Source organism: Candidatus Sororendozoicomonas aggregata, from assembly GCF_031528575.1.
GTDB lineage: Bacteria > Pseudomonadota > Gammaproteobacteria > Pseudomonadales > Endozoicomonadaceae > Endonucleibacter > Endonucleibacter aggregata.
The window spans coordinates 35,426-60,866 of the sequence record NZ_JAVLSP010000011.1 but is presented as its reverse complement, the minus strand read 5'-3'; the positions used below and the strand labels follow the sequence as shown (position 1 = coordinate 60,866).

At 48.0% G+C, this 25,441-nt stretch carries 23 protein-coding genes; 13 read left to right on the top strand and 10 right to left on the bottom strand.

Annotated elements, in window-relative coordinates; translation table 11 throughout:
- Positions 1-190: 190 nt before the first annotated feature.
- The 3 genes from V4C51_RS03920 to V4C51_RS03910 all read left to right on the top strand — a co-directional run bounded on the left by V4C51_RS03920 (position 191) and on the right by V4C51_RS03910 (position 2,718).
- Entirely contained in the window at positions 191-1,270 is a 1,080-nt protein-coding gene (locus V4C51_RS03920) for a hypothetical protein (protein WP_330924821.1), read from the top strand.
- Positions 1,271-1,874: 604 nt separating this feature from the next.
- Positions 1,875-2,561, top strand: coding sequence for a hypothetical protein (locus V4C51_RS03915; RefSeq protein ID WP_330924820.1), 687 nt, complete (start codon positions 1,875-1,877; stop codon positions 2,559-2,561).
- On the top strand, positions 2,545-2,718 hold the full coding sequence (locus V4C51_RS03910; RefSeq protein WP_330924819.1) for a hypothetical protein: 174 nt from the start codon (positions 2,545-2,547) through the stop codon (positions 2,716-2,718). Before V4C51_RS03915 ends, V4C51_RS03910 begins: the two co-directional genes overlap by 17 nt.
- Before the next feature lie 98 nt (positions 2,719-2,816).
- On the opposite strand, the gene V4C51_RS03905 is transcribed toward V4C51_RS03910, so the two are convergent.
- Positions 2,817-3,140, bottom strand: a complete 324-nt coding sequence (locus V4C51_RS03905; protein WP_330924818.1) for a DUF1820 family protein — start codon at positions 3,138-3,140, stop codon at positions 2,817-2,819.
- Between the two features lie 269 nt (positions 3,141-3,409).
- Here V4C51_RS03905 and miaB point away from each other — a divergent pair, with 269 nt between their 5' ends.
- The gene (miaB, locus tag V4C51_RS03900) at positions 3,410-4,768 is read left to right on the top strand and encodes a tRNA (N6-isopentenyl adenosine(37)-C2)-methylthiotransferase MiaB (protein ID WP_330924831.1); all 1,359 of its coding nucleotides are present in this window, start codon (positions 3,410-3,412) and stop codon (positions 4,766-4,768) included.
- 259 nt (positions 4,769-5,027) lie between these two features.
- Here the strand turns inward: miaB and V4C51_RS03895 are convergent, their stop codons facing one another.
- A complete protein-coding gene (locus tag V4C51_RS03895; protein ID WP_330924817.1) occupies positions 5,028-5,507 on the bottom strand; it encodes a Z-ring associated ZapG family protein in 480 nt (159 codons plus the stop codon).
- Between the two features lie 145 nt (positions 5,508-5,652).
- Here V4C51_RS03895 and zapE point away from each other — a divergent pair, with 145 nt between their 5' ends.
- Positions 5,653-6,753: a cell division protein ZapE gene (gene zapE, locus V4C51_RS03890; RefSeq protein WP_330924816.1), complete on the top strand. Its 1,101-nt coding sequence runs from the start codon at positions 5,653-5,655 to the stop codon at positions 6,751-6,753.
- 193 nt (positions 6,754-6,946) lie between these two features.
- On the opposite strand, the gene V4C51_RS03885 is transcribed toward zapE, so the two are convergent.
- Positions 6,947-7,441, bottom strand: a complete 495-nt coding sequence (locus V4C51_RS03885) for an aminoacyl-tRNA deacylase (protein WP_330924815.1) — start codon at positions 7,439-7,441, stop codon at positions 6,947-6,949.
- A 1,096-nt stretch (positions 7,442-8,537) separates the two neighbouring features.
- On the opposite strand from V4C51_RS03885, the gene V4C51_RS03880 reads away from it, so the two are divergent.
- Together V4C51_RS03880 and nhaD are read left to right on the top strand one after the other, a co-directional pair.
- The gene (locus tag V4C51_RS03880) at positions 8,538-9,665 is read left to right on the top strand and encodes a C2H2-type zinc finger protein (RefSeq protein WP_330924814.1); all 1,128 of its coding nucleotides are present in this window, start codon (positions 8,538-8,540) and stop codon (positions 9,663-9,665) included.
- Positions 9,666-10,073: 408 nt separating this feature from the next.
- Positions 10,074-11,456, top strand: a complete 1,383-nt coding sequence (gene nhaD / locus V4C51_RS03875; RefSeq protein ID WP_330924813.1) for a sodium:proton antiporter NhaD — start codon at positions 10,074-10,076, stop codon at positions 11,454-11,456.
- A gap of 217 nt (positions 11,457-11,673) precedes the next feature.
- Here the strand turns inward: nhaD and V4C51_RS03870 are convergent, their stop codons facing one another.
- The 6 genes from V4C51_RS03870 to V4C51_RS03845 all read right to left on the bottom strand — a co-directional run bounded on the left by V4C51_RS03870 (position 11,674) and on the right by V4C51_RS03845 (position 17,111).
- Entirely contained in the window at positions 11,674-12,432 is a 759-nt protein-coding gene (locus V4C51_RS03870; RefSeq protein ID WP_330924812.1) for a cytochrome c1, read from the bottom strand.
- On the bottom strand, positions 12,432-13,667 hold the full coding sequence (locus V4C51_RS03865) for a cytochrome b (protein ID WP_330924811.1): 1,236 nt from the start codon (positions 13,665-13,667) through the stop codon (positions 12,432-12,434). Before V4C51_RS03865 ends, V4C51_RS03870 begins: the two co-directional genes overlap by 1 nt.
- On the bottom strand, positions 13,667-14,257 hold the full coding sequence (gene petA / locus V4C51_RS03860; protein WP_330924810.1) for a ubiquinol-cytochrome c reductase iron-sulfur subunit: 591 nt from the start codon (positions 14,255-14,257) through the stop codon (positions 13,667-13,669). Before petA ends, V4C51_RS03865 begins: the two co-directional genes overlap by 1 nt.
- 250 nt (positions 14,258-14,507) lie before the next feature.
- Positions 14,508-15,317, bottom strand: a complete 810-nt coding sequence (gene djlA, locus V4C51_RS03855; protein ID WP_330924809.1) for a co-chaperone DjlA — start codon at positions 15,315-15,317, stop codon at positions 14,508-14,510.
- Positions 15,318-15,387: 70 nt separating this feature from the next.
- Entirely contained in the window at positions 15,388-16,056 is a 669-nt protein-coding gene (gene murU, locus V4C51_RS03850; protein WP_330924808.1) for an N-acetylmuramate alpha-1-phosphate uridylyltransferase MurU, read from the bottom strand.
- On the bottom strand, positions 16,053-17,111 hold the full coding sequence (locus V4C51_RS03845; RefSeq protein WP_330924807.1) for an aminoglycoside phosphotransferase family protein: 1,059 nt from the start codon (positions 17,109-17,111) through the stop codon (positions 16,053-16,055). The genes murU and V4C51_RS03845 overlap by 4 nt, the downstream gene beginning before the upstream one ends.
- Before the next feature lie 628 nt (positions 17,112-17,739).
- On the opposite strand from V4C51_RS03845, the gene V4C51_RS03840 reads away from it, so the two are divergent.
- From V4C51_RS03840 to V4C51_RS03815, 6 genes are all read left to right on the top strand, one after another.
- Positions 17,740-20,580: an LPS-assembly protein LptD gene (locus V4C51_RS03840; RefSeq protein ID WP_330924806.1), complete on the top strand. Its 2,841-nt coding sequence runs from the start codon at positions 17,740-17,742 to the stop codon at positions 20,578-20,580.
- 2 nt (positions 20,581-20,582) lie between these two features.
- Positions 20,583-21,881: a peptidylprolyl isomerase gene (locus V4C51_RS03835; RefSeq protein WP_330924805.1), complete on the top strand. Its 1,299-nt coding sequence runs from the start codon at positions 20,583-20,585 to the stop codon at positions 21,879-21,881.
- Complete coding sequence (pdxA, locus tag V4C51_RS03830) at positions 21,878-22,888, top strand: 4-hydroxythreonine-4-phosphate dehydrogenase PdxA (protein WP_330924804.1); 1,011 nt, start codon at positions 21,878-21,880, stop codon at positions 22,886-22,888. Before V4C51_RS03835 ends, pdxA begins: the two co-directional genes overlap by 4 nt.
- Before the next feature lie 80 nt (positions 22,889-22,968).
- Positions 22,969-23,151 carry a hypothetical protein gene (locus tag V4C51_RS03825; RefSeq protein ID WP_330924803.1) on the top strand — a complete coding sequence of 61 codons (183 nt, stop codon included), beginning with the start codon at positions 22,969-22,971 and terminating at the stop codon, positions 23,149-23,151.
- Entirely contained in the window at positions 23,141-23,287 is a 147-nt protein-coding gene (locus V4C51_RS03820) for a conjugal transfer protein TraD (protein WP_330924802.1), read from the top strand. The genes V4C51_RS03825 and V4C51_RS03820 overlap by 11 nt, the downstream gene beginning before the upstream one ends.
- Positions 23,288-23,627: 340 nt before the next feature.
- A complete protein-coding gene (locus tag V4C51_RS03815) occupies positions 23,628-24,359 on the top strand; it encodes a hypothetical protein (RefSeq protein ID WP_330924801.1) in 732 nt (243 codons plus the stop codon).
- Between the two features lie 241 nt (positions 24,360-24,600).
- Here the strand turns inward: V4C51_RS03815 and V4C51_RS03810 are convergent, their stop codons facing one another.
- Positions 24,601-25,266, bottom strand: coding sequence for a hypothetical protein (locus V4C51_RS03810; protein WP_330924800.1), 666 nt, complete (start codon positions 25,264-25,266; stop codon positions 24,601-24,603).
- Positions 25,267-25,441 lie beyond the last annotated feature (175 nt).

Below are 25,441 nucleotides of genomic sequence, written 5' to 3'. Positions count from 1 at the left end.
CCCAGGAGCCTGTCGGACTTATGCTTTCACCCCCTTTGATAAGTCAATAGAAAACACTATTGGATTGAACCTTTACATATTATGCCTACACTAACCACAGGATAAAAACAGATGGGTTTTACTGATGTATTTATTATTAAAAAAACCACTGGCACTATGGGTTCATACACTGTGTGTTTTACTATTTTCTTTGTTTATTGATGAGCACCTCTTTGCAAAAGGTCATTCACCCACAATCATTCCCGTAAAATACGGAAACAATAATGATAACAGTGCTTTTTTTGAGTTTGCAGTAAACTATAAAGCCATTCACTCTCCTTATAAGCCCGACCCTACTGATATCAAGAAAGAAAATACAACAGAAAGCCTGCTAAAGGCTATCACCCGATTGTCATGCACGATCTGTCCTGAAAGTCACCTGTTACGTTTTACCACAAAAAAGTATGATTTTGATGAAGTTGATGAAAAAGAATTTTATGATGAGGGCCAATATTATCATGAAAGCGAATGGTATGATGATTATGAAGATATGCCTAAATTTACCACCGGTATTGATATTTTCAGCCTGAAAGGGGAGCATCTTTTTTCTGTAACGACAACAGAAGAAATACTGTTTGTTGTTTTGCCAGAGGAGACGTGGGACACCCTTCTTCTCACGCAAGACCTTGACCCCTATCAACAAGGAGGTATATCACCATTTGATACCAACAGACTGATTCAATATAAGAACATGCTAACAGCAGCCCTTGAAAAACTCCCGGCCGCGCCTCGGAAAGACAACCTGATAACGATTGATGTTTCTTCAACGTCCTGTGTCCCTGAAACAATAGATGAACAAAACTGTGTAAACTTAACCGATGCAGATCAATATCATGATATTTCATACAGACATCTCAATAGCGCCTTGTTGTTTTATATGGTCAATGAAGAAAACATTCTTCCTCTTGTGTTAATGGGAGACAATAAAACAAATCAATTTCTTTCATCTATTGAATCCTTTGATAGACTGAATGGGTGGCTTCAAACAGCTAAAACTTCTCCCATGACACTCCCTGGAATGTGGTCTGCTAACCAACCTGATTCAGGCGATAATAACTATATCAACCCCGCTCTTGTTTGGGGTGGTGCTTACTACAAGCAACTATGCAGATTAAGTTATAAGGTTAAAATAGAAGGGCGTAGTAAAGATAAAGCAAAAAGATGTATAAAGAGATGTATAAAAAAAATCAATCAGGTGCCGCTATCAATAGTGTCACCTCCAAATTTTTGACGCTGTAGTTTGACCGAAAGCTGGCGCGAACCTGCTGCTTTTGCCTTGGTTCTGGACGGTGAAAGTTACGGTTCTTGCTGTAACTTTCTTGCTTTGACATCCTCCCCGGCGTGAAGAGGGTGCCGCGAAACGCTTAATTTTCTCCGTCGTCATCCCGTACAGGGATTGTAAGGGATCTATGCCACAAGGACGTGAATCACTAAACCCCCATGATGCGTGCGGTCAGAGTGCCTTCCATAGCGTGTGGTTCCTGTACATTCCCTGTACAGGGTGACGGTGCGGGGTGTACTTCAGCGTTTCGCGACAGCCTCTAGCCCGGATATTTCATAAACATGCTCCTGGCCTTGCTTGCTCCTTGCGGCTCTAAAGGCGTTTTGCTCAGTCGACCGTACTCCCCGGTACGGCGTTCCTTCGCAAAATCCCTTAGAGCCGCAAGGTTCTGCGCAATTCTCAGGGCAGTTTATGAAATATCCGGGCTAGCAGTACGCGGTTTCACGCGATTTCGATAACTTTTCTGCTGTGACTTTATCGTTGAGAAGCTGCCTGCGATATCGAGATTTATTGGGCTAGACTAGTACTAATAGCTTCATAAACAAGGATAGTTATGGCCGAAAATCAAGACTACCTCCGGCGCATTCAACCGGTTGATACCGCAAGGGAAGATGCCTTTTATAAAAAAACCGTCAATGACAGGCAGCCGACAGTCAGCGCCAGTGAGAATGTGCATCATACCCACGACACCCAAACCAGTTTTGACGACTTAAAAAATACCCTGGAAGGACTCAGGGAGGGTTCCCAGTTAAACACTGAGCTACAGGCACTGGTTTCGACACTGATTGCCAGTATCGTCACAGAAACCCTGCCCAAAAACCCGCAACAAAATACCTCAACAGACAAACAAGGTTCTGGTGGCGTCGCTGCTGTTGAATCGACCGGGCCTGCCAACAACAAAGGGGCTATCCGGCGCATGCAACAGGTAATGGGGACAGAAAGCCGTTTACTCCAGCAAGTGATGGATTACCTGCAACTTTCAAGCCCGGCACGCAAAGACGAACATATTCAAAATATGGGACTCGAATACAACAATCTTCCCCCTACCCTTACTGGTTATATGGAAAAACGGGAGGCGTTACTGGAAAAAGTACAGGCCCATCTTGACGGTCAAATGGACAAGGAAGCCCTCAGGCAGGCGGCTCAACCTTTGGCCCGTTATGTGGATACCGCCTTGATGATTATCGATAACTCACTGGCTCTGGAGTTAGCCAGGGAGATCCATGAACAACACCGTTAATTTTCCACGGATCATCCACAAGATGCTGATCACAACAGGGATGTTTGTTGGTCTTGGTATCTTGGTGGGGGTTATCGCTCAGTCTTGCTCAACACCCTTGAAATCTCTGGCTACAACCACTGAAACACCTGCCACCTTGTTTCAGCCTTCGCTATGACAGTCTTTTCAGTGTGGTGAGTCAATTCACGAAAAAGTCGACTTTTTTAACGGTGTTATCGCCGGTTGCGGAAGAAGCACCACCGTCAAGACGACCAGCTATACACTGCCAGGCGATGGCGGCACTGGAAACGGCTTAATATTTCCGCTTTTAGCGTCAGTGACTTTTGCCGTTCCTTCTTTCTCCACTTCATCAATCCGCACAATGGATGTTAGTGGGATATAGCTTCGCTTGACATCTTCAAAGAGATTTTTTAGCCGTTCTTCAGACGGGTCAACCAATAATTGGCTGCGCTCCCCGAAGGTGATTTCTTCAATTTCAATAAAACCCCACAACTCGCTCTGGAAGATCTGGCGAGCATAGACCTCAAATATTTCACCCTCATTGTGGAAGATGACACGGAAAATGGGTTTGGTCGACATTAACGCTTTGATTACCTGCAAAAAATGAAAAGGTCTATTCCCTGTTTCAGGGGGAAAATCAGTACACAGTACACTATTTTATCTTGAGGATACCATAGACTGCCTGTTTCTGGGGCTTATTGTTTCCGTAACCTTGTACGTAGCTATACGTTTGATTTCTTTCTGACCACCGACCTGAATCCGGTATTCCGACTACCCCCTTTGACCGGGTACCGGTATACTGTGCGTTTTGATTAAACGAAAGATGGTTCATTGCTTTGTCATCTGAATTGACTAAAAAACTGTACATCAAAACCCACGGTTGCCAGATGAATGAGTATGACTCCGCTCGCATGGCAGACCTGTTGGGCGAAACTCACACGCTTGAGCTGACGGACAATCCTGAAGAAGCTGATGTAGTCCTGGTCAACACTTGCTCTGTGCGTGAGAAAGCGCAGGAAAAGCTCTTTCACCAGCTAGGGCGCTGGAAAAAACTAAAGGCCAACAAACCTGATCTCGTCATTGGTGTTGGCGGCTGTGTGGCCAGTCAGGAAGGTGACGCTATCCGTAAGCGGGCTCCCCATGTGGATGTGGTCTTTGGGCCCCAGACCCTGCATCGTCTACCTGAGATGATTGACGCGACCAAGTCCAGTCACATACCCGTGGTGGATGTTACTTTTCCGGAGATTGAAAAGTTTGACCGCCTGCCAGATCCCAGTGTCGATGGCCCCACTGCTTTTGTATCCATTATGGAGGGGTGCAGTAAATACTGTACATTCTGTATAGTGCCATACACCCGTGGTGCTGAAGTGAGTCGTCCAATGGATGATGTTCTGGCTGAATGTGTCAGTCTTGCTGAAAAAGGCGTTCGGGAAATCAACCTGCTGGGTCAGAATGTGAACGCCTATTGCGGAGAAAAAGACGATGGTACAACCTGCGACCTGGCCGAACTCATCACCATTGTGGCAGCCATTGATGGTATTGACCGTATTCGTTTTACCACCTCCCACCCCATGGAGTTCTCGGAAAGTCTGATCAATGTCTATGCCGATGTACCTGAGCTGGTCAGCCATTTGCACCTTCCTGTGCAAAGTGGTTCAAATCGTATTCTTGCCCTGATGCAGCGAAATCATACCATTGATGAATATACCCGTAAGGTTCGCAGACTCAAGGCTATTCGCCCAAACCTGAGTATGTCTTCTGACTTTATTATTGGCTTCCCCGGAGAAACTGATCAAGATTTTGAAGACACCATGAACCTGATTGCTGAGGTAGGCTTTGATACGTCATTCAGCTTTATCTATAGCAAACGCCCTGGCACACCAGCCTCGGATATGCCCGATGATGTACCCGGGACAGTGAAAAAACAGCGCCTGAAAATTCTGCAAGATCGCATCAACCAGCATGCCATGCAAATCAGCCGCCGCCTGGTGGGTTCAACACAAAAGATCCTGGTGACCGGTTACTCGAAAAAAGATCCGGGGCAATTGACCGGTCGAACGCAGTGCAACCGCATTGTCAATTTTCCTTGTGATGACCCGCGTCTGATCAGCCACTTTGCCGAAGTGGAAATCACAGAAGCGCTCCCTCATTCCCTGCGTGGCTGCTTGACAGGTTCTGAGTTAGACACTTTGTCTCAAACAACTTGACGTGACGCGCCAGCCCATATCGCTGCGCGCATTAGCACATTAAATGACACCCTCGGGGCATCAGAATTTAAGGCAGATTTTCAGGGGAGGGAGGTTCGCAAAGCCTGTGAACCTGGTTTTCCCAACAGTCCAATTCGGCCACTGATCCTCAGGGTGAGCAGTTGAACGCCGCTTTCCCTGTGAAGAATAAGGCTCCCCGCAAGTTAACAGCGATCAATTGCTGAACTCAGGTGCGTCACGCCATGGGAATGACTTCCCACTACGACTCTTTGACAACATCGGCTCGAGACGAAATCCCAAACTCTTCCGACAGCATCCCTTTTTCTTCCGGCTTGTTTTTCGGAGCGTAGTCTTTTGGCTGCTCAACTGTTTTTGAGCGCACTGTATGGCCTTTGGTGAGCTTGCCAGAGACAAACGAATTGCTTCTCAGCAGTGCGTCACCCAGGCCTCTGTGTACTGACTCATTCTGGCACAGGCTGTCAGCCCCGTTAGCCATATGTTCATGGACTTCTTTGTAGGTGTCGGTCATCTTGTTGATCAGATGGGCAGTGGTTGTAAAATGGTCAGACACTTTGTCTTTATATTCCATATACTCACGCTGCACATCGTCCAACTGACTGGTTAGCTTACCGTTTCGGGCGTTAGAGCCAGCAAAAATATGGTACAAAAGCGCACCACAAAGAGCTCCTACCAGAAACGCCAGACTACCTACCAGCCAGATTTCATTGATATTATCCACTGTGTTGCCTCACTCGGTGGGGCTTTGCCCGTTTAACTCACTTGTCTGTTTTTGTTGACACAAGTTCATCCTAGTTGCTGTGCCAGCATACCACAGGTACATTGTATGTGCTTTTTTCACTATCCTCATTGAGAGTTTTGCCCAGATGCCAGCGACACCCGAACAACGTTACCAAAAGGACTTATCAGAACACGGGTTCAAGCCAGATCCGGCGCAGGCTAAAGCCATTGAACACTTGCAAGCCGTGTTTGAGCAACTCATCTTACCGGAAAAACGTTCATTGAATCCATTAAAATGGATAAAAGGTAACGCAGTAACACCCGTTAAGGGGTTGTATCTTTGGGGTGGTGTCGGCAGGGGGAAAACCTGGCTGATGGATACCTTTTACGATTGCCTGCCGTTTAAGAACAAGCGCCGAATGCACTTCCACCATTTCATGAAGTATACGCACGATGAGCTTCGTCACCTGGCAGGGCGGAAAAATCCCCTAAAAGAAGTCGCTAGAAGACTGGCTGGTCAAGCCCGGGTAATTTGCTTCGATGAATTTTTTGTGACAGATATTGCCGATGCCATGATTTTAGGGGGGCTGCTTGAACATTTATTCAACCAGGGCGTCACACTGGTTACCACCTCAAACATTGAGCCTGACGGACTTTACCAAGATGGCCTGCAACGGGCGCGATTTTTGCCCGCGATTGCCTTGCTTAATAAAAACACGGTAGTGCTGAATGTTGATAGTGGCACAGATTACCGCTTGCGTATTTTGGAGCAGGCGGAAACCTATTATTTTCCTCTCGGGCAATCTGCCAGCAAGCGGCTACAGAATACCTTTGATAATCTGGTGCCGGACCCTGCACACAGGGTCAATGACAGGCCACTGCTCATTGCCGGTCGCCATATCCCCTGTAAACACCAGGGCAATGGCATCGGCTGGTTTACCTTCCTGGCACTGTGCGACGGGCCACGCAGTCAGAACGATTATATTGAAATAGCCTGCCTGTTTCATACGGTACTTTTGGAGGGGCTGCCTGTACTTTCATCTGCCACTGATGACCAGGCCCGGCGCTTTATCAGCCTGGTGGATGAGTTTTATGATCGTCATGTCACGCTGATTATTTCAGCAGATACCCCTATTCATGGTATTTATACGGGGTCAAAGTTAGCCTTTGCTTTTGAGCGCACCATCAGCCGGTTGCAGGAAATGCAGTCGACTGCATTTTTATCACGGGAGCATATCGGTGGATAATGCCCGGTTGTAATGCATTGGCCGTGTATGCAGCCAAAAGAGAATCTGATAATGAGCGGTATGTGGCGCTTGATGGCAAAAAGGCATTGCCCAGAGACAGGGTGAGGTGTTTTGATACACCCCCCCACAGGGAAACTCCAGGAAAAGTAGAGTTACAGAAAAATACATATTGACCTTGCCACCGGGTATGAAATCAGTTTTTGTAGGCCTCCGTTTCTTCAGGGTCACAACTGATGGCAGCATGGGGCTGCCCCTGAAGCAATTTTTTGAACTGCGCTTTTGCAAGCCGGATCAATTCACGGTGATTGCCCGCTTCTACATAAAGGTCCTGCAGGGAGTTCAATTCATCATCCCAACAGCTATACAGACCATAAGCTGTGCCAATGGCGGGCACTGCCCCCTGCTCACAATCCGGGAAAAGGGCATTTAGCTGTGCCTCTGTGGTCAGATGAAGCTGGCGGTCTATCCTGCTATTTAACCATGGCAGCATCAACTTGTTTCTTGACGGCATTATAGCCATTACATATCCACTGTCGTCATTAAGTATGACACCTTTTGTCATATTTTTTACAGGAATACAGGCTGAGTGTGCCGTACTGACTGCTCTTTCTGAATAGGGATGGCTGACGACTTCATATTCTATATGATTATCCCTGAGGAACGTCTGAAGTTTTCTGGCGATGGACATAAAAACCTCATTTTAGCTACAGTATGATTTGAGCCCAAAGTACCACTACAAAAGTGTATATCTAATTAGCTAAAACTGTGTTTTTACAGCGTATGGATTGAATAAAAAAATTATCGAAAGCAGGTAAAACCCCATACACCCTGTGCGGGAGCGTTAGCTAGGAGCCTGACGGAGTTAAGACAATTTCGGCCTGAAATCCAGAAAGCGCGAGAAAGCGCGGCCAGAATTTCCGATCAATTTGCTTAAATAGGTCAACTATTCGCACAAATTTATCGAAAATTCTGACTCGCCCTACTGAATTTTATACTCGAAAGCATAAGTCCGACAGGCTCCTGGGGGAAAGCGGCTTGAGTCAGTGCCATCAGCCAATGACCGGGAGTATTTCTACTCGCTGGCAGTTTGATTATATCCAGAGGATGGCTCCTCTCGTTCCACTGACCCTGATACAACAGTGCCTTATGGGTCGGGACCCAAAGGTCAGCCAGCGTTATTCCACAAGCAGTACTTGGAACCAGTCTTAAAAATCATGCTCCTATTGCGGCTACGATAAATGGATCTAAAAAGTCGCTTTTGTTCGTCAAATAGTCCCGCTATTCTCCTCACAAAAGCGACTTTTTATCCGCCATTTCTCGCAGTCCTCGCAACGGGCAGACTTTTAAGACTGCTTCTTACAACTGAAGCAAATTTTTTTTAAAGTGACTACACTACTCATTAATGAATTCAAAGATGGGCGTTTTACCGCAGGTGAGCACTTTGTCGTTACTATGCTCGTCCACAGGTAGCAAGGTGAATGTCTGTTTTTGGCAAAACATCCACCCTAGCCCGGATATTTCATAAACATGCTCCTAGCCTTGCTTGCTCCTTGCGGCTCTAAGGGAGTTTTGCTCAGTCGACCGTACTCCCCGGTACGGCGCTCCTTCGCGAAATTCCTTGGAGCCGCAAGGTTCCGCGCAATTCTCAGGGCAGTTTATGAAATATCCGGGCTAGATTAATGGCTTAAGTGTTGTCGGCAGTAAAATAAAGTACAACTTTAGAAGAGGAGACAGGGTATCTTGGAGGACAGGTTATCTCTAAAAGAAAATGACCCTGATTATACTTGAGTAAATTTTTCTTATTACTGTTTTTGGTTTGTCAAATTGCTGTAGCTGGTAAGGGTAAGGATGGGAAAAAGCCAGAAGAAAGCGCGGCACGTTTAATTGATTGCCACGTTGCTAATGGTCACTTGTTTTGCCAGCAACGCAATATAAATGAAGAGACATATTCACAAGAGCACAGGATACGGCTTAATAGTCTGCCGGGAATAAACACACCCTCTTCGGTTGTTAGAATTGATGAGGGAGAAAAGCCGACTTTCTGTGTCCTGGATAGTAAACTGGGAGCGAAGGATGTTATAGCGACTGTCCTCAACAGCCAGGTCACTGATTGTAATAGCGCACAGTTGCTGACAACAGATCAAGAAAGTAGTCAATGTGAGTTAATGTCATTGACTATTGCCGGTGGTGAAATCGAGCCTTTATTTAATGGAGAACTGCTGCGAGAAGAAGATATAAACAAATCGCAGGTTAATTATTTATGTGATAATTGCGCTAAAAATTTTCAAACGTCAGAAGCCTGCAATGAGCACAGAATCAAATGCGGAAAAAGTGACAACACAAGGCCCAGTGATAATCAGCCCCACAAAAACAAGCCTGATAATGCTTGTCAGAGGAAAAAAGTTGCCTGCATTGCGCCCGGGTGTGATAAGGTATTCACTACTAATAGTCATATGAAAACACACCATAAAGTCGCCCATGAGGGTAAACGATATCCCTGCGATATCTGTGATAAGTCATTCACCTCCATGGCTCATATGAAAAGACACAAGATAAGCTTGCATCAGGGGGGGTGCTCAGAGTGTGGCAAGTTCTTCGCTCACGTCACTGATCTGAGAGCGCACAAAAAAAATGAGCACCAAGGGGAACGGCATACCTGCGCTGAGCCCAAGTGTAATCGATCATTCGCTTCGGTCGCTGCTCTGAAAGCGCACTGTGAAAACATTCATCAGGGTAAACGATATGCCTGCGCTAAGCCCGGATGTGATGAGGAATTCACTACAAAGGGTAACCTGAAAGAACATCTTCGCAGCGTCCATAACAGGACACGATATGCCTGCAAAGCGCCCGGATGTAAAAAGTCATACTCTCGGAAATATACTCTGGAAAAACATCAAAAAGAATGCCATTAACATCAAGTTCCATCTAAGTCAGGAAAAAGAAAATAGTCGGGTGTATTATCACCCAAGCCCTGATGAGGCGGCTCAGACTAAAAATACACCTTCAGCTTTTGTTCAGCTGCGCTGTTATACGCCTTCAGTTAAAAACGTTCTTTTTTATACTGAACCATAGCCGTTTAACAAAATATTTTCCCGATAACGCCCTTAACCATCCTCAACGTCGTGCGCCTTGAGCGCACCGGTAAAAGCGTCAGCATCCGTGCGGTAGATACTCGCCAGACCATTTCAGTGCCCATGGACGTTATTTAAAAAAACAAAGCTGAACAAAAGCTGAACAAAAGTTGAACAATAAACAAACAAAGAGATTTCAAGTCAGATTGAGTATTAGAATAGCCACGACATATTCATAAGGAAGCAATAATGTTGACAAGCAAACAATTGGTTTCAGCAGGTGTTTTAGCAAGCGCACCAGCACCTGCTTTTGCCAGTGATGGCATACTTCACATGACACAAAACCCTATTGCCTGGGCCTGTGTAGCCGTCTTCATTTTGGCGTACTGTGCTGTGATTGCCGAAGAGCAGCTTAACCTGCGTAAATCCAAGCCCGTGATGCTTGCGGCGGGAATTATCTGGGCGTTGATTGCCTGGTTAGCCAACAGTGAGGGAGTGTCCCATGAGCTGCTGAAGAAAGCCGTTATGCACGACCTGGAAGAGTATGCGGCGATGTTTCTGTTTCTTTTGGTGGCGATGACGTATATCAATGCCATGGAAGAGAGAGGTGTTTTTTCTGCACTAAGAAGCTGGCTGGTAAGGCAGGGATTAAACTTCAGACAGTTATTTTGGGTGACGGGGGGACTGGCATTTTGTATTTCACCCATAGCGGATAATTTGACCACGGCCCTGTTGATGGGTGCTGTGATCATGGCAGTAGGAGTGGGCAACTCACGGTTTGTTACCATGGCAATGATCAATGTGGTGGTGGCCGCCAATGCCGGTGGTGCCTTCAGCCCATTTGGGGATATTACCACGCTTATGGTATGGCAGGCAGGCAAGGTTGAGTTTTTCACCTTCTTTGCGCTGTTTTTGCCCTCTGTGGCTAACTTCCTGGTGCCCGCTTTGATTATGAATGGCTTTATTGATAAAGGGCTGCCCACCGCCGTGGATGAGAGAACACCCATCAAGCATGGCGGGATAGGCATTTGCGTTTTGTTTCTGATTACCATTGTTCTCGCTGTATCTTTTGAGAACTTTTTTGGGCTACCGCCGTTTATGGGCATGATGACCGGACTGGCGTTGTTGATGATTTATACCTGGTTCCTGAAAGCAGGTGGGCTGACCAGCAGTCGTCGAATTGACTCACACCATGGTGAAGATATTTATATTTATGAGCGCGTGGCACATGCCGAGTGGGATACCTTGCTGTTCTTCTTTGGTGTTATCTTTTCTGTGGGTGGGTTACGGTACCTTGGCTTTTTAGATCTGGCATCCCAAACCATGTACACCGACCTTGGTGCCAGCTGGACTAATATTATCGCGGGGGTGATTTCTGCCATTGTTGATAATATCCCGGTAATGTTTGCTATTTTGGGAATGAACCCGCAAATGGACGTATTCCAATGGTTACTGGTAACGCTAACGGCAGGTGTAGGTGGCAGTTTACTGTCAGTAGGTTCTGCGGCAGGGGTTGCTTTAATGGGAGCCTCAAAAGGCAACTACACGTTTATGAGTCACCTGCGGTGGAGTTGGGCTATTGCTCTGGGTTATGGAGCGAGCATTGCTGTCCATTTCCTGGTGAATGGTTAACTGTCCGCCAAATTAAGAAGATAAGCGCCCAACACTGTTTTTTGTGCTAGGAGCGTGTCGGGCTTAAGCTTTCGAGCATGAAATTCAGTAGAGCGAGTCAGATTTTTCGATGGATTTCAGGCCGAAATTGCCTTAAGTCCGACAGCCTCCTAGGTGGGGAAGCGTAGCCGGAAGGCTACGCGTTATCCCAATGGAGAAACGGCATTACAGGCAATCATTAATGCACGTCTTTCCAGTATTCACGCTTCAGCAGATAAGCAAATACCAAAAATACCAGCAGGAACAGGAAAACATAAATGCCTAACTGTTGACGCTCCGTGCGCATTGGCTCAGCAGAGTAGGACAGGAAGTTGGTCAGGTCATACATGGCCAAATCAAACTCTTCCGGTGTCATACTTCCTTTACGCTTTGGATCTACCACCAAACCACACATTTTGTCCCCCGTCAGTGGGTCACGCGCTGTTGGATCTGCGCCCTGACAGGTATCAACCTGAACCCCTTGAAGTTCCATTAATGCGTGAGGCATGCCTACATCAGGAAAGACCTTGTTATTCACGCCCCAGGGACGTTTAGGGTCCTCATAGAAAGAGCGCAGATAGGTGTACAACCATTCTTCACCCCGCACACGGGAAACCAGTGTCAAGTCAGGCGGTGCGCTACCAAACCATTGCTTGGCTTCTTTGGCATCCATACTGTTGGTCATCAGGTCACCAATTTTGGCGCCCTTGTTAAAGACCAGGTTGTCCAGCATCAAGTCATGGGGAATACCCAGATCATCAGCTACCCGCTCATAACGCTGAAAGCCAGTGGCGTGACAGCCTGAGCAATAGTTCTGATACAGTGCCGCGCCACGCTGTAATGACGCCTTGTCAGAATGGTCTGTCTCAATGGGGTCCAGTGGGTAACCGCTGCCACCGGCAGCTGCCGCCATCCCCGAAACAAGGGTTAACATCAGAGTCAGAAATACGTGCTTCATTATCCGGTCACCCTCTCCGGTACAGGTTTAGTTTTCTCCCATCGGGTATAAAATGGCATCAACAGGAAGAACGCGAAGTAAAGTAGTGTACACAGCTGCGCAACCAGTGTTCTGCCTTCAGTGGCGGACTGGGTGCCAAGATAAGTCAGAACCATAAAGACGAGGGCAAAAATCACCGTGCTCGTCTTGCTAATCCAGCCTTTGTAGCGCCAGGATTTCACTGGGCTGCGGTCCAGCCAGGGCAGAACAAACAAAATGGCTATGGCACCACCCATGGCAATAACGCCACCGAGCTTCGCTTCAATAAAGCCAATATCAAAGGTAATGGCTCTGAGGATGGAATAAAATGCGCCGAAATACCAGACAGGGGCAATATGCTCGGGTGTTTTAAGACCGTTAGCCTGCTCAAAGTTAGCGTACTCCAGGAACATGCCACCCATCTCTGGCATAAAGAACACGACGCCACAGAATACAAACAGGAACACAACTACACCGACAGTGTCTTTTACGGTGTAATAAGGGTGGAAAGGAATACCATCTAATGGCACACCGTCAGGCCCTTTGTTCTTCTTGATTTCAATACCGTCCGGGTTATTGGAACCCACTTCGTGCAAGGCAATAATGTGCAGAAACACGAGGCCCAACAGGACAATAGGCAGCGCAATCACATGCAGCGCAAAGAAGCGATTGAGGGTAATGCCGGAAATCAGGAAGTCACCACGGATAAATTGCTGAATATCCGCCCCTATCACCGGAATGGCGCCAAACAGGGAGATGATCACCTGTGCGCCCCAGTAAGACATCTGTCCCCAGGGGAGCAGGTAGCCCATAAAAGCTTCTGCCATCAACACCAGATAAATAGCCATACCAAAAATCCACACCAGCTCACGTGGCGCACGGTAAGAACCATAAATCAAGCCCCGGAACATATGCAGATACACCACAACAAAAAACATGGAGGCACCCGTGGAGTGCAAATAACGGATGAGCCAGCCGTACTCCACGTCCCGCATAATGTATTCCACCGAGGCGAAGGCCTGCTCAGCGCTTGGCGTATAGCTCATGGTCAGCCAGACACCGGTCAGTAGCTGATTGACCAGCACTAACAGTGCCAGGGAGCCAAAATAGTAGAAGAAGTTAAAGTTTTTTGGTGCGTAGTATTTGCTGAGGTGATCTTCCCAGACTTTTGTCACTGGTAGCCGGGCATTGACCCAGTCTAATAATTTCCCTGACATTATGCAGTCCCCTCACTACCGATTATCAGAATATCATTTGTCTCAAATACATAGGGAGGGATTTCCAGGTTGGTAGGGGCCGGTACACCTTGATACACACGCCCTGCCAGGTCAAAGCGAGAACCGTGACATGGACAGAAATAGCCCCCTTGCCACTTGGCATCAAACTCCATGGGCTTGACCTCTGGCATAAACTTGGGTGAACACCCCAGGTGCGTGCAAATCCCCAATAATACCAGATATTCGTCTTTTAATGCCCGCGCCGGATTCTTCGCGTACTCAGGCTGAGTCGACTTTTCAGAGAGCGGGTCACGTAAACGGTCATCTTGCGTTTTCAGTGTCGCCAGCATCTCCGGTGTTCTTCGTACCACAAAGACCGGCTTGCCTCGCCATTCGTAAACCACCTGTTGACCCGGTTGCAGCTTGCTGACGTTCACCTTCACTGGAGCGCCAGCCGCTTTCGCTTTGGCACTTGGATTCCAAGACTTTACAAAAGGTGTGGCTACCCCTACAGCTCCAGCGGCCCCGACCACTGAAGTTGCTGCCACGAGGAAGCGGCGTCGGCTAGTATTTACGCCGTTATCACTCATCAATGACTCTCCCACTGAATTCACTCTATTAATGTCATTCTTGTATCGATGATTTTTTATCAGTACCGAATATTGTCGTGTATCAAAATCACCTTACTTTCTGAGGGTAATGATACTTCTTTTGCTTAGTTCGAAAAAGTCTATGTGGAGTGTCAGTCAAAGAATTACGGAAAGTGCGTAAAACCTTTTACTTTGAGGACGGTGAAGAAGGTGAGGAGAAAGGTGAGGCATGCGCAGCAAGCCCCTTGTGCTATTTTTTACGATGCAGCCTGATTTTGTCGTATGCCCCCTGAATCTCCTGCGTCTTTTGTTTGGCTACCTCCATCATCTCCTCTGGTAAGCCTTTGGCAACCAGCTTGTCGGGGTGGTGCTGGCTCATCAGTTTGCGGTATGCCTTCTTTATTTCCGCATCGGTCGCGGTGCTGGCTACGCCCAATACGTCGTAAGCATGTTTCAGCTCATCAGCGGTGCTGGAGCGCTGGAAATTACCCTGATGACGCGAATGCCCCTGATAAAAAGACCTTTGTGCCAGAAAGCGGTTGTGCAACATGTCAAAACTGAGACTACTAATACCTAGCGTACGACAGATAGAGCTAAACACATCTCGCTCTGCCTGTGTTAAATCCCCATCGGCATACGCTGCCTGTAGTTGTATCTCAAGAAACATTGGAATCAAGGTGGTGGAGCCTGCAATCTGACGAAAGGCGCGAATAGCCTCTTCAATATTCGTATCAACTGCCTTGCCCTGGTTGAACAGCTCAATCGCCATGCGGCGCTGGTGATGAGATAACCGCATTTCCTGCATAATGGTGGAGGCCATTTGAATCTCGTCTTCACTGACACGACCGTCAGCTTTGGCCAGCCGCCCCATCACCAGGAAGGTGGCATTAAAAAAGGCACTTTGTGCCTGCTGCCGGTCAAAGCCTGTGCGACGCGTATTACGGGGGTTGTTCTGGAGGTAATTGTTGTTGATCCAGGCGCCGAGCATGCCTCCAAACAGAGCACCAAATGGTCCACCAAACGACAACCCTAAAAAGACACCTATCAGTATCGCGGTCATGAAATATTCTCTTACCTCCTGGCCAGACTCTATACAAACGGTTTTTAATGGATGTAGGGTAGTTGAAGGACTAACCTGTGCTCAACTGCTTTTCCAATTGTTGCAGCCGCTCCAGAGTGCCGACATCTACCCAGTGCCCTTTGTAAAGTTCACCGGAAACCTGTTGATGAGTCATTGCCCGGCGCAACAAGGGGATCAAACTGAAACGGCCTGGCTGACAGTGCGCAAACAAGGCTTTAGAGAGCACGCTGATACCACTGAAGGTGTGCAGCGGTGAACCTTGCTCTGAGACAAAGCCATCGGAACAGGCAAAATCCCCCGTCGTCTTGAACGACGGGTTATCCACCAGCACAAGGTGAGCCTGACCTGGCAAAGGGCGGCGTAAATTTTTCATGGGGTAGTCGGTATACACATCGCCATTAACCACAACGAAGGTGTCCTGGTGCTCCGTCAGTCTGGGCAGTGCCTGTAGAACTCCTCCACCGGTCTCCAGTGGTTCCGTTTCGGCGCAATAGCTCAGGTTCACGCCCCAGCGAGCACCATCACCCAGAGCACAGAGCAGTTGCTCACCGAGCCAGCAATGATTGATCACAATATCATCAAAACCCGCTTTTGCGAGGTTTTCAATATGGTAAACAATCAGAGGCTTACCCAAAACCGGCACAAGGGGTTTGGGCATAGTCAGTGTTAATGGCCGCAGACGCTTTCCCAACCCGGCAGCCAGTATCATCGCTTTCATGCTGTACTCACTTCTTTTTTAACCCGGTCAATACTGGCTGACAATACTGGCGCCACCCGCTCGCGCAACCACTTGGCATGGTGTTTCAGTTCCGGGTATTGCTGACAGGCAGTGATCACATAGTCCAGTGTTTTGGGGAGTTCGCCTAAATAACCTGAGCGACCATCCCGTAGCCATAATCGGGAAAAAATGCCCAGGCATTTCAAGTGGCGCTGAAGCCCCAGCCAGTCGAACCATTGCTTCTGGGTTGTTGTCGATACCTGTGCCAGTTCCGGCATTCCATTGGTGAAAAGTTGGAACCATTGATTCACTTTCTCTTCCGGCCAACAGTGATAACAGTCCTTCAACAAAGATACAATGTCGTATAACAAAGGCCCGTGTAAAGCACCTTGAAAATCAATCACCCCTAACTGACCATCAGGGCATAACATCAAGTTACGTGAGTGATAATCCCGGTGAACAGTCACCCGGGGCTGTGCCAGCGCACTAGTGACCAGGTTATCAAATAATCGATGCAATGCCTGTTTTTCAGTGGCACTCAATGCCAACCCCAGCAGCCCCTCCAAAAACCATTCAGGATAAAGAGACAACTCAAGCCGCAACAGGGGTTCATTATATTCAGGTAACGTGTCGGCAGGTAGTTGCTGGATGTTTTTTAGTACGCCTATAGCTTCACTGTACAGGCTGTCGGATGACCCTTTATGAAGTCGATCACCCAGCAGGCAGTCACCAAAATCCTCCAACAACATAAAACCCCGTGCCAGATCAACACTGTATACTTCAGGTACTTTGATCCCTTCTTGTTTCCACTGCCTGGCAATAGTAACAAACGCTGCGGTGTCTTCTGTTTCAGGGGGTGCGTCCACGGCAATAACTTCGCCATGCACGCCCTGAACCCGGTAGTATTGACGAAAGCTGGCATCGTTGCCCATAGGTTTTAACAGGCTGGCTTGCGCGCCCGGTGCCAGTTGCTGTCCCACCCAGGTGGCCAGCTGGCTGTGTCGCTCAGACGCCTGTGAGCTTCGGAGAGCTTGACTTTTTTGCTTGTTTACCATGAACTCAACGACCCTGCTCTGTACACCTGGTTTGGGAAACGCTTACGGGTAATTCTGCCAGCACTTTATTGTGCGACATTGCGCAACATGAATGGTGCGACATGAATGGTGCGACATGAATGACTCGAAGCGACACAGTGTTAGAAGATTTCATTGAAACTATACCAATTGCATTACTGGACTACGACTACAAAGGTAACAAATTTTCCCTTCATTGCACGGGTAATTGGTATTGACAGCAATCAATGGTAAGTTATTGCATAGGAGCCTGTCGGACTTAAGACAATTTCGGCCTAAAATTCAGAAAGTGCGGCCAGGATTTTATGCTCGAAAGCATAAGTCCGACAGGCTCATAGGAAATTAAGAATATCACAGACTGAAAACAAATCGTTGACTGAAAACATCCCATCCCTGAGGGCGGATGCTCTGTTGCCTGTTCTGACGTCTGTTGTCGGATTCTTTTAAGAATCTACTGATAATCTAATAGCCATCATGCGCTGGTGAGGGCATCGAAAATCATGCTCAGTGCAATGCACCTTACGCAGGCTGATCATTAGGCGTATACTCCAGCTACTTTAAACAGGCACGGTCAGTGAATGTAAAAACCCGCCCCAGGATTGTCGAACTTATGGAGATGCATCCATTACCTTTCACGCCCAAGACGCTGGCTTTGGCGATTGCCGCAGGATTGCTGGTCAGTCAATCGGTAACAAAAGCCCATGCCGACAGTCCACCCGAAAATGAATGGATCTGTTCTCCCGATGCGCAAGGAGGCTGGTCCTGTGGCTTGGCGCCAAAAAAGAAAAGTGCGATCAAACGCTCCCCTCTGCCCGCGGAGGTAGTCACCGTTAATAACATTGCCCCTGGCATGCAAAAAGATACCGCAAAAAAAGTATCAGCAAAAACCAGGACCGCGCCTCCTGCCACAGAAACAGTGGCAGTAAGCCCGGCACAAACAGCCTTGCGGAAAACGCTTGACTGGGTACCGGCTTCCCAGCTGACACCTGCTCAGCGCGCTGGGCAGCAATTTTACAGCTGTGGCGCCTACATCGAGCCTGAGCGCCCGGGAAAAGATTTCAAGGGCAACCCTGATACACAGCCCATTCATATTGACGCGGACGATGTGAAATATGACCAGGAATCCATCGCAAGACTCAACGGCAATGTCACACTCCGTCAGGCTAATCGCCTGTTTGAGGGCGACAACCTGACTCTCAATAAACTGGAAAACACAGCAACCTTCAGGGGAAATACACGCGTCAGGGAACCCGGCCTGCTGGTATTAGGTCAATATGGCAGCGCCAACCTGAATACCGGAGAGGCTACTGTTGATGATGCGGCCTATGTGGTCCATGCCAGCAATGTCAGGGGGCAGGCAAAACGGGTTGTCCGTAATGGTGATGCCACCATAGAGCTGACGGATGCCACTTATACCAGCTGCCCGCCAAGTAATAACGGGTGGCTGTTATCTGGTCAGAAGGTCAGACTTAATCCGAACACGGGCTTTGGTTCAGCAACCAACGCTACAGTTAAGGTGCATGGGATTCCGGTACTGTACACACCTTATATCTACTTTCCCATTGATGACCGCAGACAATCCGGCTTTCTCTACCCTACCATTGGCTCCAGCAGCAACAATGGCTTTGATGCGTCTATTCCTTATTATTTCAACCTGGCCCCCAACTACGATGCTACGTTGACGCCACGTATTATGTCCAAGCGGGGAGCGCACCTTGAAGGTCAGGCACGTTATCTCACGGCGCAAAATAAAGGTGAGATAGGTGCTGCCGCTCTGGCAGGGAAAGATGCCTTGAAAAAGGAAAACCGCTATTACGATCAACAAAGGTGGTTAATCAGCTGGAATCACACAACGACACTGACACCCCGCTGGACGATGGGTATTGATTATGCCAATGCCAGTGACAAACAATATATTGATGATTTTGGCACACAGCTGAACCTGAGCAGTTCAGGCCCTCTCAACCAGCGGGTGGGGACAAAATATCTGGGCGGGGATGCTGACCATGACTGGCAGCTGAAACTCGATGCCCATAAATTCAAAAACATGAGTGAAACCAGTGACGACCCTTACGACAAGCTGCCACAAATTGAGCTTAAGGGCACCTGGTTTACTGCTGCTGAAATCAATGTCAATTATCTCGTCGACTACACCCGATTCTCCCGTAGCGATAACTGGCACTACGTAAATGAGGTGCCTGACCCTGACTTTAACCCCGGGGATGACGTCAAAAAAAGCCTTTACGACCAGGGCTACGGTATTGAGCGGGCTGAAGGTGACCGGGCGTATTTTGAAAGTGGGGCCAGCTTCCCATTCACTGCCAGCTATGGTTTTATTACACCGGCAGTGAAAGTTCAGCATGTTCAGTACTCGTTGACCAACCTGAACAAGCAGGAAGTGATTGACGACTTAAAACACTACGGCTTCAAAGAAGACGACTACACAAAAACCCCTAGTACAACAGTACCGACTTTCAGCCTGGACTCTGGCCTGTATTTTGACCGGCAAATCACCTTTGAAGAAACGGCCTATACCCATACCTTTGAGCCGCGCGTGAAGTATCTTTACGCGCCCTCTGTTGAGGGGCAGGCAATGAACCCTGTCTTCGACACCGCATTGATGGATTTCACCTACAGTTCCCTGTGGCGTGACAGCCGTTTTACTGGCTATGACCGCCTTGGTGATGCTAACCAGCTATCCATTGGTTTCTCCAGCAGCTTGCTGAGGGAGAAGGACGGCTTCGAACGCCTGCGCTTTGCTCTGGGTCAAACACTCTATTTTAAAGATCGCGACGTTTATATTGACCCTCGGACAGGTGAGAAAAATAAAATCCACTGGGATATTAATGAACAGGAGCAGTACGCTCGCCTCAAGGATGAAATGGAGGAACCAACATCTCCGCTGGTCTCTGAGCTGGTCTACACTATCAACCGGGCGAGCAGTGTCCAACAGGATCTGGCCTGGAATACCAATAGCAACCAGTTGGATAATTACGGTATTTATTACCGCTATCACCCGCAGTCCCGAAAAGTTTTTAATATTGGCTACCGCTTCCGCAGTCAAGCTGACCGTTATGTCAAGGATGAGTTTGATAACAACGTGATAGACAGTGCCGGCCATTACGAGACTGCATCCAACGACTTAAGCCTCAGTGATGTCTCCGTTGCCTGGCCCATAAACAACCAGTGGTCAGCACTCGGTCGCTGGCAGTATGATTTCACCAACAAGCGAAACTTTGAGGTGATGTCGGGTATCGAATATAACAGCTGCTGTTACCAGTTGCGTGTGCTGTGGCGCTCCTGGATAGAGCCGGATGACAATATTGATCATCCAACCAAGAAAAGTGGCGTCTTCCTGCAATTTGTCCTGCGTGGACTGGGAGGGCTGTCAAGTGGTTCCGTTTCCAATTATCTCAGTGGCATACAAGGCTACGAGCAAGACGAGAAGTAATCATGAAGGGATTGAAGCAATTAATAGTTACGGCTTTATGTCTGCTGGCTTTTAGCAGCCAGGTAGTCAATGGCAAAGTAATACCCCTGGACGCCATTGTCGCCGTTGTCGACAAGGATGTGGTGATGAAAAGTGAGCTTGACAACCGGATGGCTGCTGTCAAACGGCAGCTACAAGGGCGTAATATCCCCATGCCTCCTGACGCCGTTTTGGCTGAACAGGTTCTCGAGCAGCTGATTCTGGAAAACATTCAGTTGCAAATAGGACAACGTGCTGGTATCAACATTGACGACCTGACCCTGAACGATGCCATTAGCAAGATTGCCCAGCGCAACGGTATGGATTTGCAGCAATTTAAGACCAAGCTGGAATCTGATGGTATCTCTTTTGCCCAGGCGCGGAATGATATTCGCCGGGAGATGATTATCAACCGTGTACGCCAGCGATTGGTGGCAGAACGTGTGCATATCAGTGAACAGGAAATTGATAACTTTCTTAAATCCCCGGAGGGCCAGTCCCAGTTGGAAACCGAGTACCGTCTGGGACATATTTTGATACCCACCCCGGAAAATGCCAGCCCCGCTCAAATCAAAGCGGCTCAGAAACAAGCAGATGAGGTGATGGCACAGCTGAAAAAAGGCGCTAACTTCCCAGAATTGGCACTCACCTACTCGAAAGGACAAAATGCTCTCCAGGGAGGGGATCTCGGCTGGCGTAAGGCGGATCAGCTACCGACACTGTTTGTCGAACAGGCCATGACCCTGGAGCAGGGGCAGGTGTCCGGCCCTGTGCGCAGCCCTAATGGTTTTCACATTTTCAAACTTCTCGGTTTGAAAGGGGATGTTAAACATGTGCAAGAGCAGGTAAATGTGCGCCATATTCTGATAAAGCCCAATGAGATTCGCAGTAATCTGGAGGCTAAAATGCTGGCGGAACAGCTATACAAGCGCATAGAGAATGGGGAGAGTTTCAGTGAACTGGCCAAAGCCTATTCAGACGATACGGCTTCAACCCTTAATGGAGGAAATCTGGGCTGGGTGAATCCAGCGTCTCTTGTTCCCGAGTTTCAGGTGGTGATGAAAAATGAGCCATTGAACACAGTGAGTCAACCCTTTAAAACAGCGTATGGCTGGCACATTCTGGAAGTCCTGGGTAAACGCAAGTCTGACATCAGTGACGAGGTGCTTCGTAACCAGGTGCGTACACTGCTGGGCAACCGCAAATTTGAAGAAGAACTATCCGTCTGGTTACGTGAAATCCGCAGCCAGGCTTACGTTGAAAACCGTTTGAAAGAAAAATGACAAGCACTTCCCATCCCATCCCCCGGCTGGGTATTACTGCCGGGGAGCCTGCGGGTATCGGTCCTGATCTCTGTCTGGCTATTGCCAGTCAGGCATTCCCGGCACAGCTTGTGATCATTGCTGACCCTGAAATGTTGGCAGCGCGTGCGCATACCCTGGGTTTATCCATTGAGTTCACTTTGTTTGACCCTGAAGAGCGGACACCTGCGAGGCCAGGGGAACTTATTGTCCTGCCGGTACCCCTGGCCGCCCCCTGCCGCGCCGGCATCCTTAATACAGACAATGGTCACTATGTGCTGAAAACACTGGAGATTGCCGCCCAGGGCTGCGTTTCCGGTTTATTTGATGCCATGGTAACGGCACCTGTAAATAAAGAAGTGATTAATAATGCCGGTATACCTTTCAGTGGACACACTGAATTTCTGGCCCGGCAAACACACGCTGAAACCGTGGTGATGATGCTGGCGACGAAAGGTCTTCGAGTTGCCCTGGCCACCACTCATCTCCCGTTGGCACAAGTCCCTGGTGCTATTACCCGGGCATCACTGACCACCGTTATCACGATTGTTGATCATAATCTGCGAGATAAATTTGGTATTGCTCAGCCGCGTATCTTGGTCTGTGGTTTAAACCCCCATGCGGGTGAAGGCGGGCATATGGGGATGGAGGAGATCGAAACCATTACGCCTGTCATTAAAGAACTTAACGCAAAAGGTATGAATCTGGTTGGTCCTCTCCCGGCAGATACCCTGTTTACGCCAAAACACCTGGAACATTGTGATGCGGTCCTGGCCATGTACCACGACCAGGGATTGCCTGTATTAAAGTTTAAAGGATTTGGTCATGCGGTGAATATCACCCTGGGTCTGCCAATTATTCGTACATCTGTCGACCATGGTACTGCTCTCGATTTGGCCGGCAGCGGAAATGCTTATAATGGCAGTTTGCTGGCTGCAATTAGCGCAGCCCTTGATATGGTCGTCAGAAGAAGGCCAGGTGACCTGTAATAGTGAACTATTGCCAGGAGCCTGTCGGACTTAAGACAATTTCGGCCTAAAATCCAGAAAGTGCGAGAAAGTGCGAGAAAGTGCGAGAAGCTGAAAAACTAAGTCAGCAATTATTCAAGAACAGTAACGACAAAAACCGGTTTATGGATAAAATACGAAATCAGCTTGTTAATAAAGTGTCCCAAGGGCTAAAGTCACCTGACGTTAAACTAAAAGAAGAACGAATTATCAAGCAAGAAAAGGAGATAGAAAATGCCAGATGAAATACTCAAGCTAAATACTCCAGGAACCATTATAGAAGTTTCCCGGGAGGAAGCTGAAGAACTGGGAGCCTTTGAAGAGGATGCTCTCAGTGAAGAGGATGCATTGGACGCGATTGAAGAAGAACAAGAGGAATAGGGATGGCCAGGGGAAAGGAGGTTAAAAAACGCTACTACGAAGAAAGTGCGAGAGGGTGCGGCCAGAACTTCCGATCAATTTGCTTAAATAGGTCAACTATTCGCACAAATTGATCGAAAATTCTGACTCGCCCTACTGAATTTTATGCTCGAAAGCATAAGTCCGACAGGCTCCGAGGTGTTTCAACGCAAAAAATAGCGTGGTTGGAAAAGAGCATTGGCATAGCTCCTGCGTTGCCGATACGCGTAAACTGAAAAGAGGTACGAATAAACCGCATTGTGCAATACCCGATGCTTGCTACTTTTAAAGTATTGTTGTTGGTGAAATAGACGGTTTAGCTATGAAATACCTTTTCAGAAAATCTCTACTGTGTACGTGTATTAGCTTTTTATTGACGACACCGCTTTTTGCTAACGATACTATTACACTGTCTTCCGGTTACAAGTTTGGTTTATGTACTGTCGATGTTACCAATAAAACCGGGCTTGACATTTCTGACTACTACACTAACTTTTCCAATCCGTTTGCCTTTCACACTAACCCTAAATACCCGGGGGTGACTCTGCCAGGCCCTGAGCGACAGGCGCGTTGTGACTGGACGACAGGCAAGCCAAAAAAAGGCCAAACCCAGTTCACCTGGAATAAGCAAAAGGAGCAGTGCATTTTAAACGGTAACTATGGCTACTTCCCGACAAAAGGCAGTTGCTCCACTGGTGAGCCGTCAAAAATGAGCAAAGCGGATCTTCTTCTATGGAAGAAGGAGGCAGAGTCTGGTCGGTTGGTGTACCTGAAAGGCATTCCTGGCACCACTACAGATACGCCCGTCATGATTGCCTATGGTCATGGTGTCCTCAATAGCCCATGTGGCGGGGTAACATTGGTGAAAAATACCGCGCGTGGCGCGACCAATTATGCTGTCGTATTGGAAGTGGGTGCCCGCGCCTGGAGTTATGAGATTTCTTCACCCGCCAGCGGTCACCTGGCTGCCGACAATTTCGGCGGGACTTGCTATATCCCGGCTGTATTCCAGCTCAATGACAGTGATGTACAGAAAATCACCCATCAGCTGTAAGTCAGCTGTAAAAAGTACCCTCTGTACAGTAGACGGTGTTCTGTATACAGGTTGAATGATCTTAACTCCCGTTAGCTGTCGGCTAGCGGGAGGATTGTTACGTAACCTCAACAAGTTTCAAGCGGTGGTTTGCTAAGCTGTCTGTGAGGCAGTGAACCCTGCAAGGGGGGCTTCTTGGTGGATTCCAGCCTTCGCGGGAATGATGGACTGCGGGTATTTACCCTGATAGTTTTTGATGGACTCAAACGGAGGATTCAAACTCAAAATTTTTATCGCAAGTTTTCTCTAAATAATAGTGCAATGTTACTGAAGGACATGACCAGTATCCATAATTGGGTATGACACTTTCGGAACGCCAATCCATTTCTTTTTCGGCTGCCTGCGTCTCCGGGGATGCCGACCAGTCAAACACTTTAAATGTCTTCTCAATGTGATTCAGATCTGATTCCTTGAGTGTGCTTGAGGAAAGCAACCCTTTCTTCAGGCGAGAGGTGTCCAGATTTGGGCGGAAACCATGGGCTACCATAAAGTCGTAATAGTGGAAATCATCTGGTGTGCGTATATACACGTAGTTAACGAAACTTCTATGCAGTTCATGATTGGCAATGAACAGCAATAACGCAAATACTCTGATCTTATCGTCAGATGTTAGAGACCAGTTTACAATAAATCCCTCTGCCTCTAGTTTATTGTAATCCATACAAGCAGGTCGTGAATAATGGACATAGGCAGACCCATGTTCTTTGCTTCCTTCGAATATCCTAAACAAATGTGTTTCTTTAACGAGTGATGGGTCGGTGACAAAGCGGCAAGGGAGAACCTCCCTTGTAAGCATATAGGTTTTCCCCTCCTCACTTTTTTCAATGAAACGCGCGCCGGTTTGAAACGAGAAGTCGGGAACGTTCATCTTGAAGGTACCTTTGATACAGTCTATAGGTGTGCCAGGCGATGCCCTGTGAGAGTCGGCTATACCAATCTGCGACTCTAAGGGAGTTTTGCTCAGTCGACCGTACTCCCCGGTACGGCGCTCCCTCGCAAAATCCCTTAGAACCGCAAGGTTCCGCGCAATTCTCAGGGCAGTT

Coding starts and splice junctions, on each gene's coding strand:
- V4C51_RS03905 (WP_330924818.1), bottom strand. CDS start 3,140: ATGTCGACCAAACCCATTTTCCGTGTCATCTTCCACAATGAGGGTGAA.
- V4C51_RS03845 (WP_330924807.1), bottom strand. CDS start 17,111: ATGGTAAACAAGCAAAAAAGTCAAGCTCTCCGAAGCTCACAGGCGTCT.
- V4C51_RS03820 (WP_330924802.1), top strand. CDS start 23,141: ATGCCAGATGAAATACTCAAGCTAAATACTCCAGGAACCATTATAGAA.
- V4C51_RS03915 (WP_330924820.1), top strand. CDS start 1,875: ATGGCCGAAAATCAAGACTACCTCCGGCGCATTCAACCGGTTGATACC.
- zapE (WP_330924816.1), top strand. CDS start 5,653: ATGCCAGCGACACCCGAACAACGTTACCAAAAGGACTTATCAGAACAC.
- djlA (WP_330924809.1), bottom strand. CDS start 15,317: ATGACCGCGATACTGATAGGTGTCTTTTTAGGGTTGTCGTTTGGTGGA.
- nhaD (WP_330924813.1), top strand. CDS start 10,074: ATGTTGACAAGCAAACAATTGGTTTCAGCAGGTGTTTTAGCAAGCGCA.
- V4C51_RS03835 (WP_330924805.1), top strand. CDS start 20,583: ATGAAGGGATTGAAGCAATTAATAGTTACGGCTTTATGTCTGCTGGCT.
- V4C51_RS03870 (WP_330924812.1), bottom strand. CDS start 12,432: ATGAAGCACGTATTTCTGACTCTGATGTTAACCCTTGTTTCGGGGATG.
- V4C51_RS03815 (WP_330924801.1), top strand. CDS start 23,628: ATGAAATACCTTTTCAGAAAATCTCTACTGTGTACGTGTATTAGCTTT.
- pdxA (WP_330924804.1), top strand. CDS start 21,878: ATGACAAGCACTTCCCATCCCATCCCCCGGCTGGGTATTACTGCCGGG.
- V4C51_RS03865 (WP_330924811.1), bottom strand. CDS start 13,667: ATGTCAGGGAAATTATTAGACTGGGTCAATGCCCGGCTACCAGTGACA.
- V4C51_RS03885 (WP_330924815.1), bottom strand. CDS start 7,441: ATGTCCATCGCCAGAAAACTTCAGACGTTCCTCAGGGATAATCATATA.
- V4C51_RS03810 (WP_330924800.1), bottom strand. CDS start 25,266: ATGAACGTTCCCGACTTCTCGTTTCAAACCGGCGCGCGTTTCATTGAA.
- V4C51_RS03910 (WP_330924819.1), top strand. CDS start 2,545: ATGAACAACACCGTTAATTTTCCACGGATCATCCACAAGATGCTGATC.
- murU (WP_330924808.1), bottom strand. CDS start 16,056: ATGAAAGCGATGATACTGGCTGCCGGGTTGGGAAAGCGTCTGCGGCCA.
- petA (WP_330924810.1), bottom strand. CDS start 14,257: ATGAGTGATAACGGCGTAAATACTAGCCGACGCCGCTTCCTCGTGGCA.
- V4C51_RS03840 (WP_330924806.1), top strand. CDS start 17,740: ATGGAGATGCATCCATTACCTTTCACGCCCAAGACGCTGGCTTTGGCG.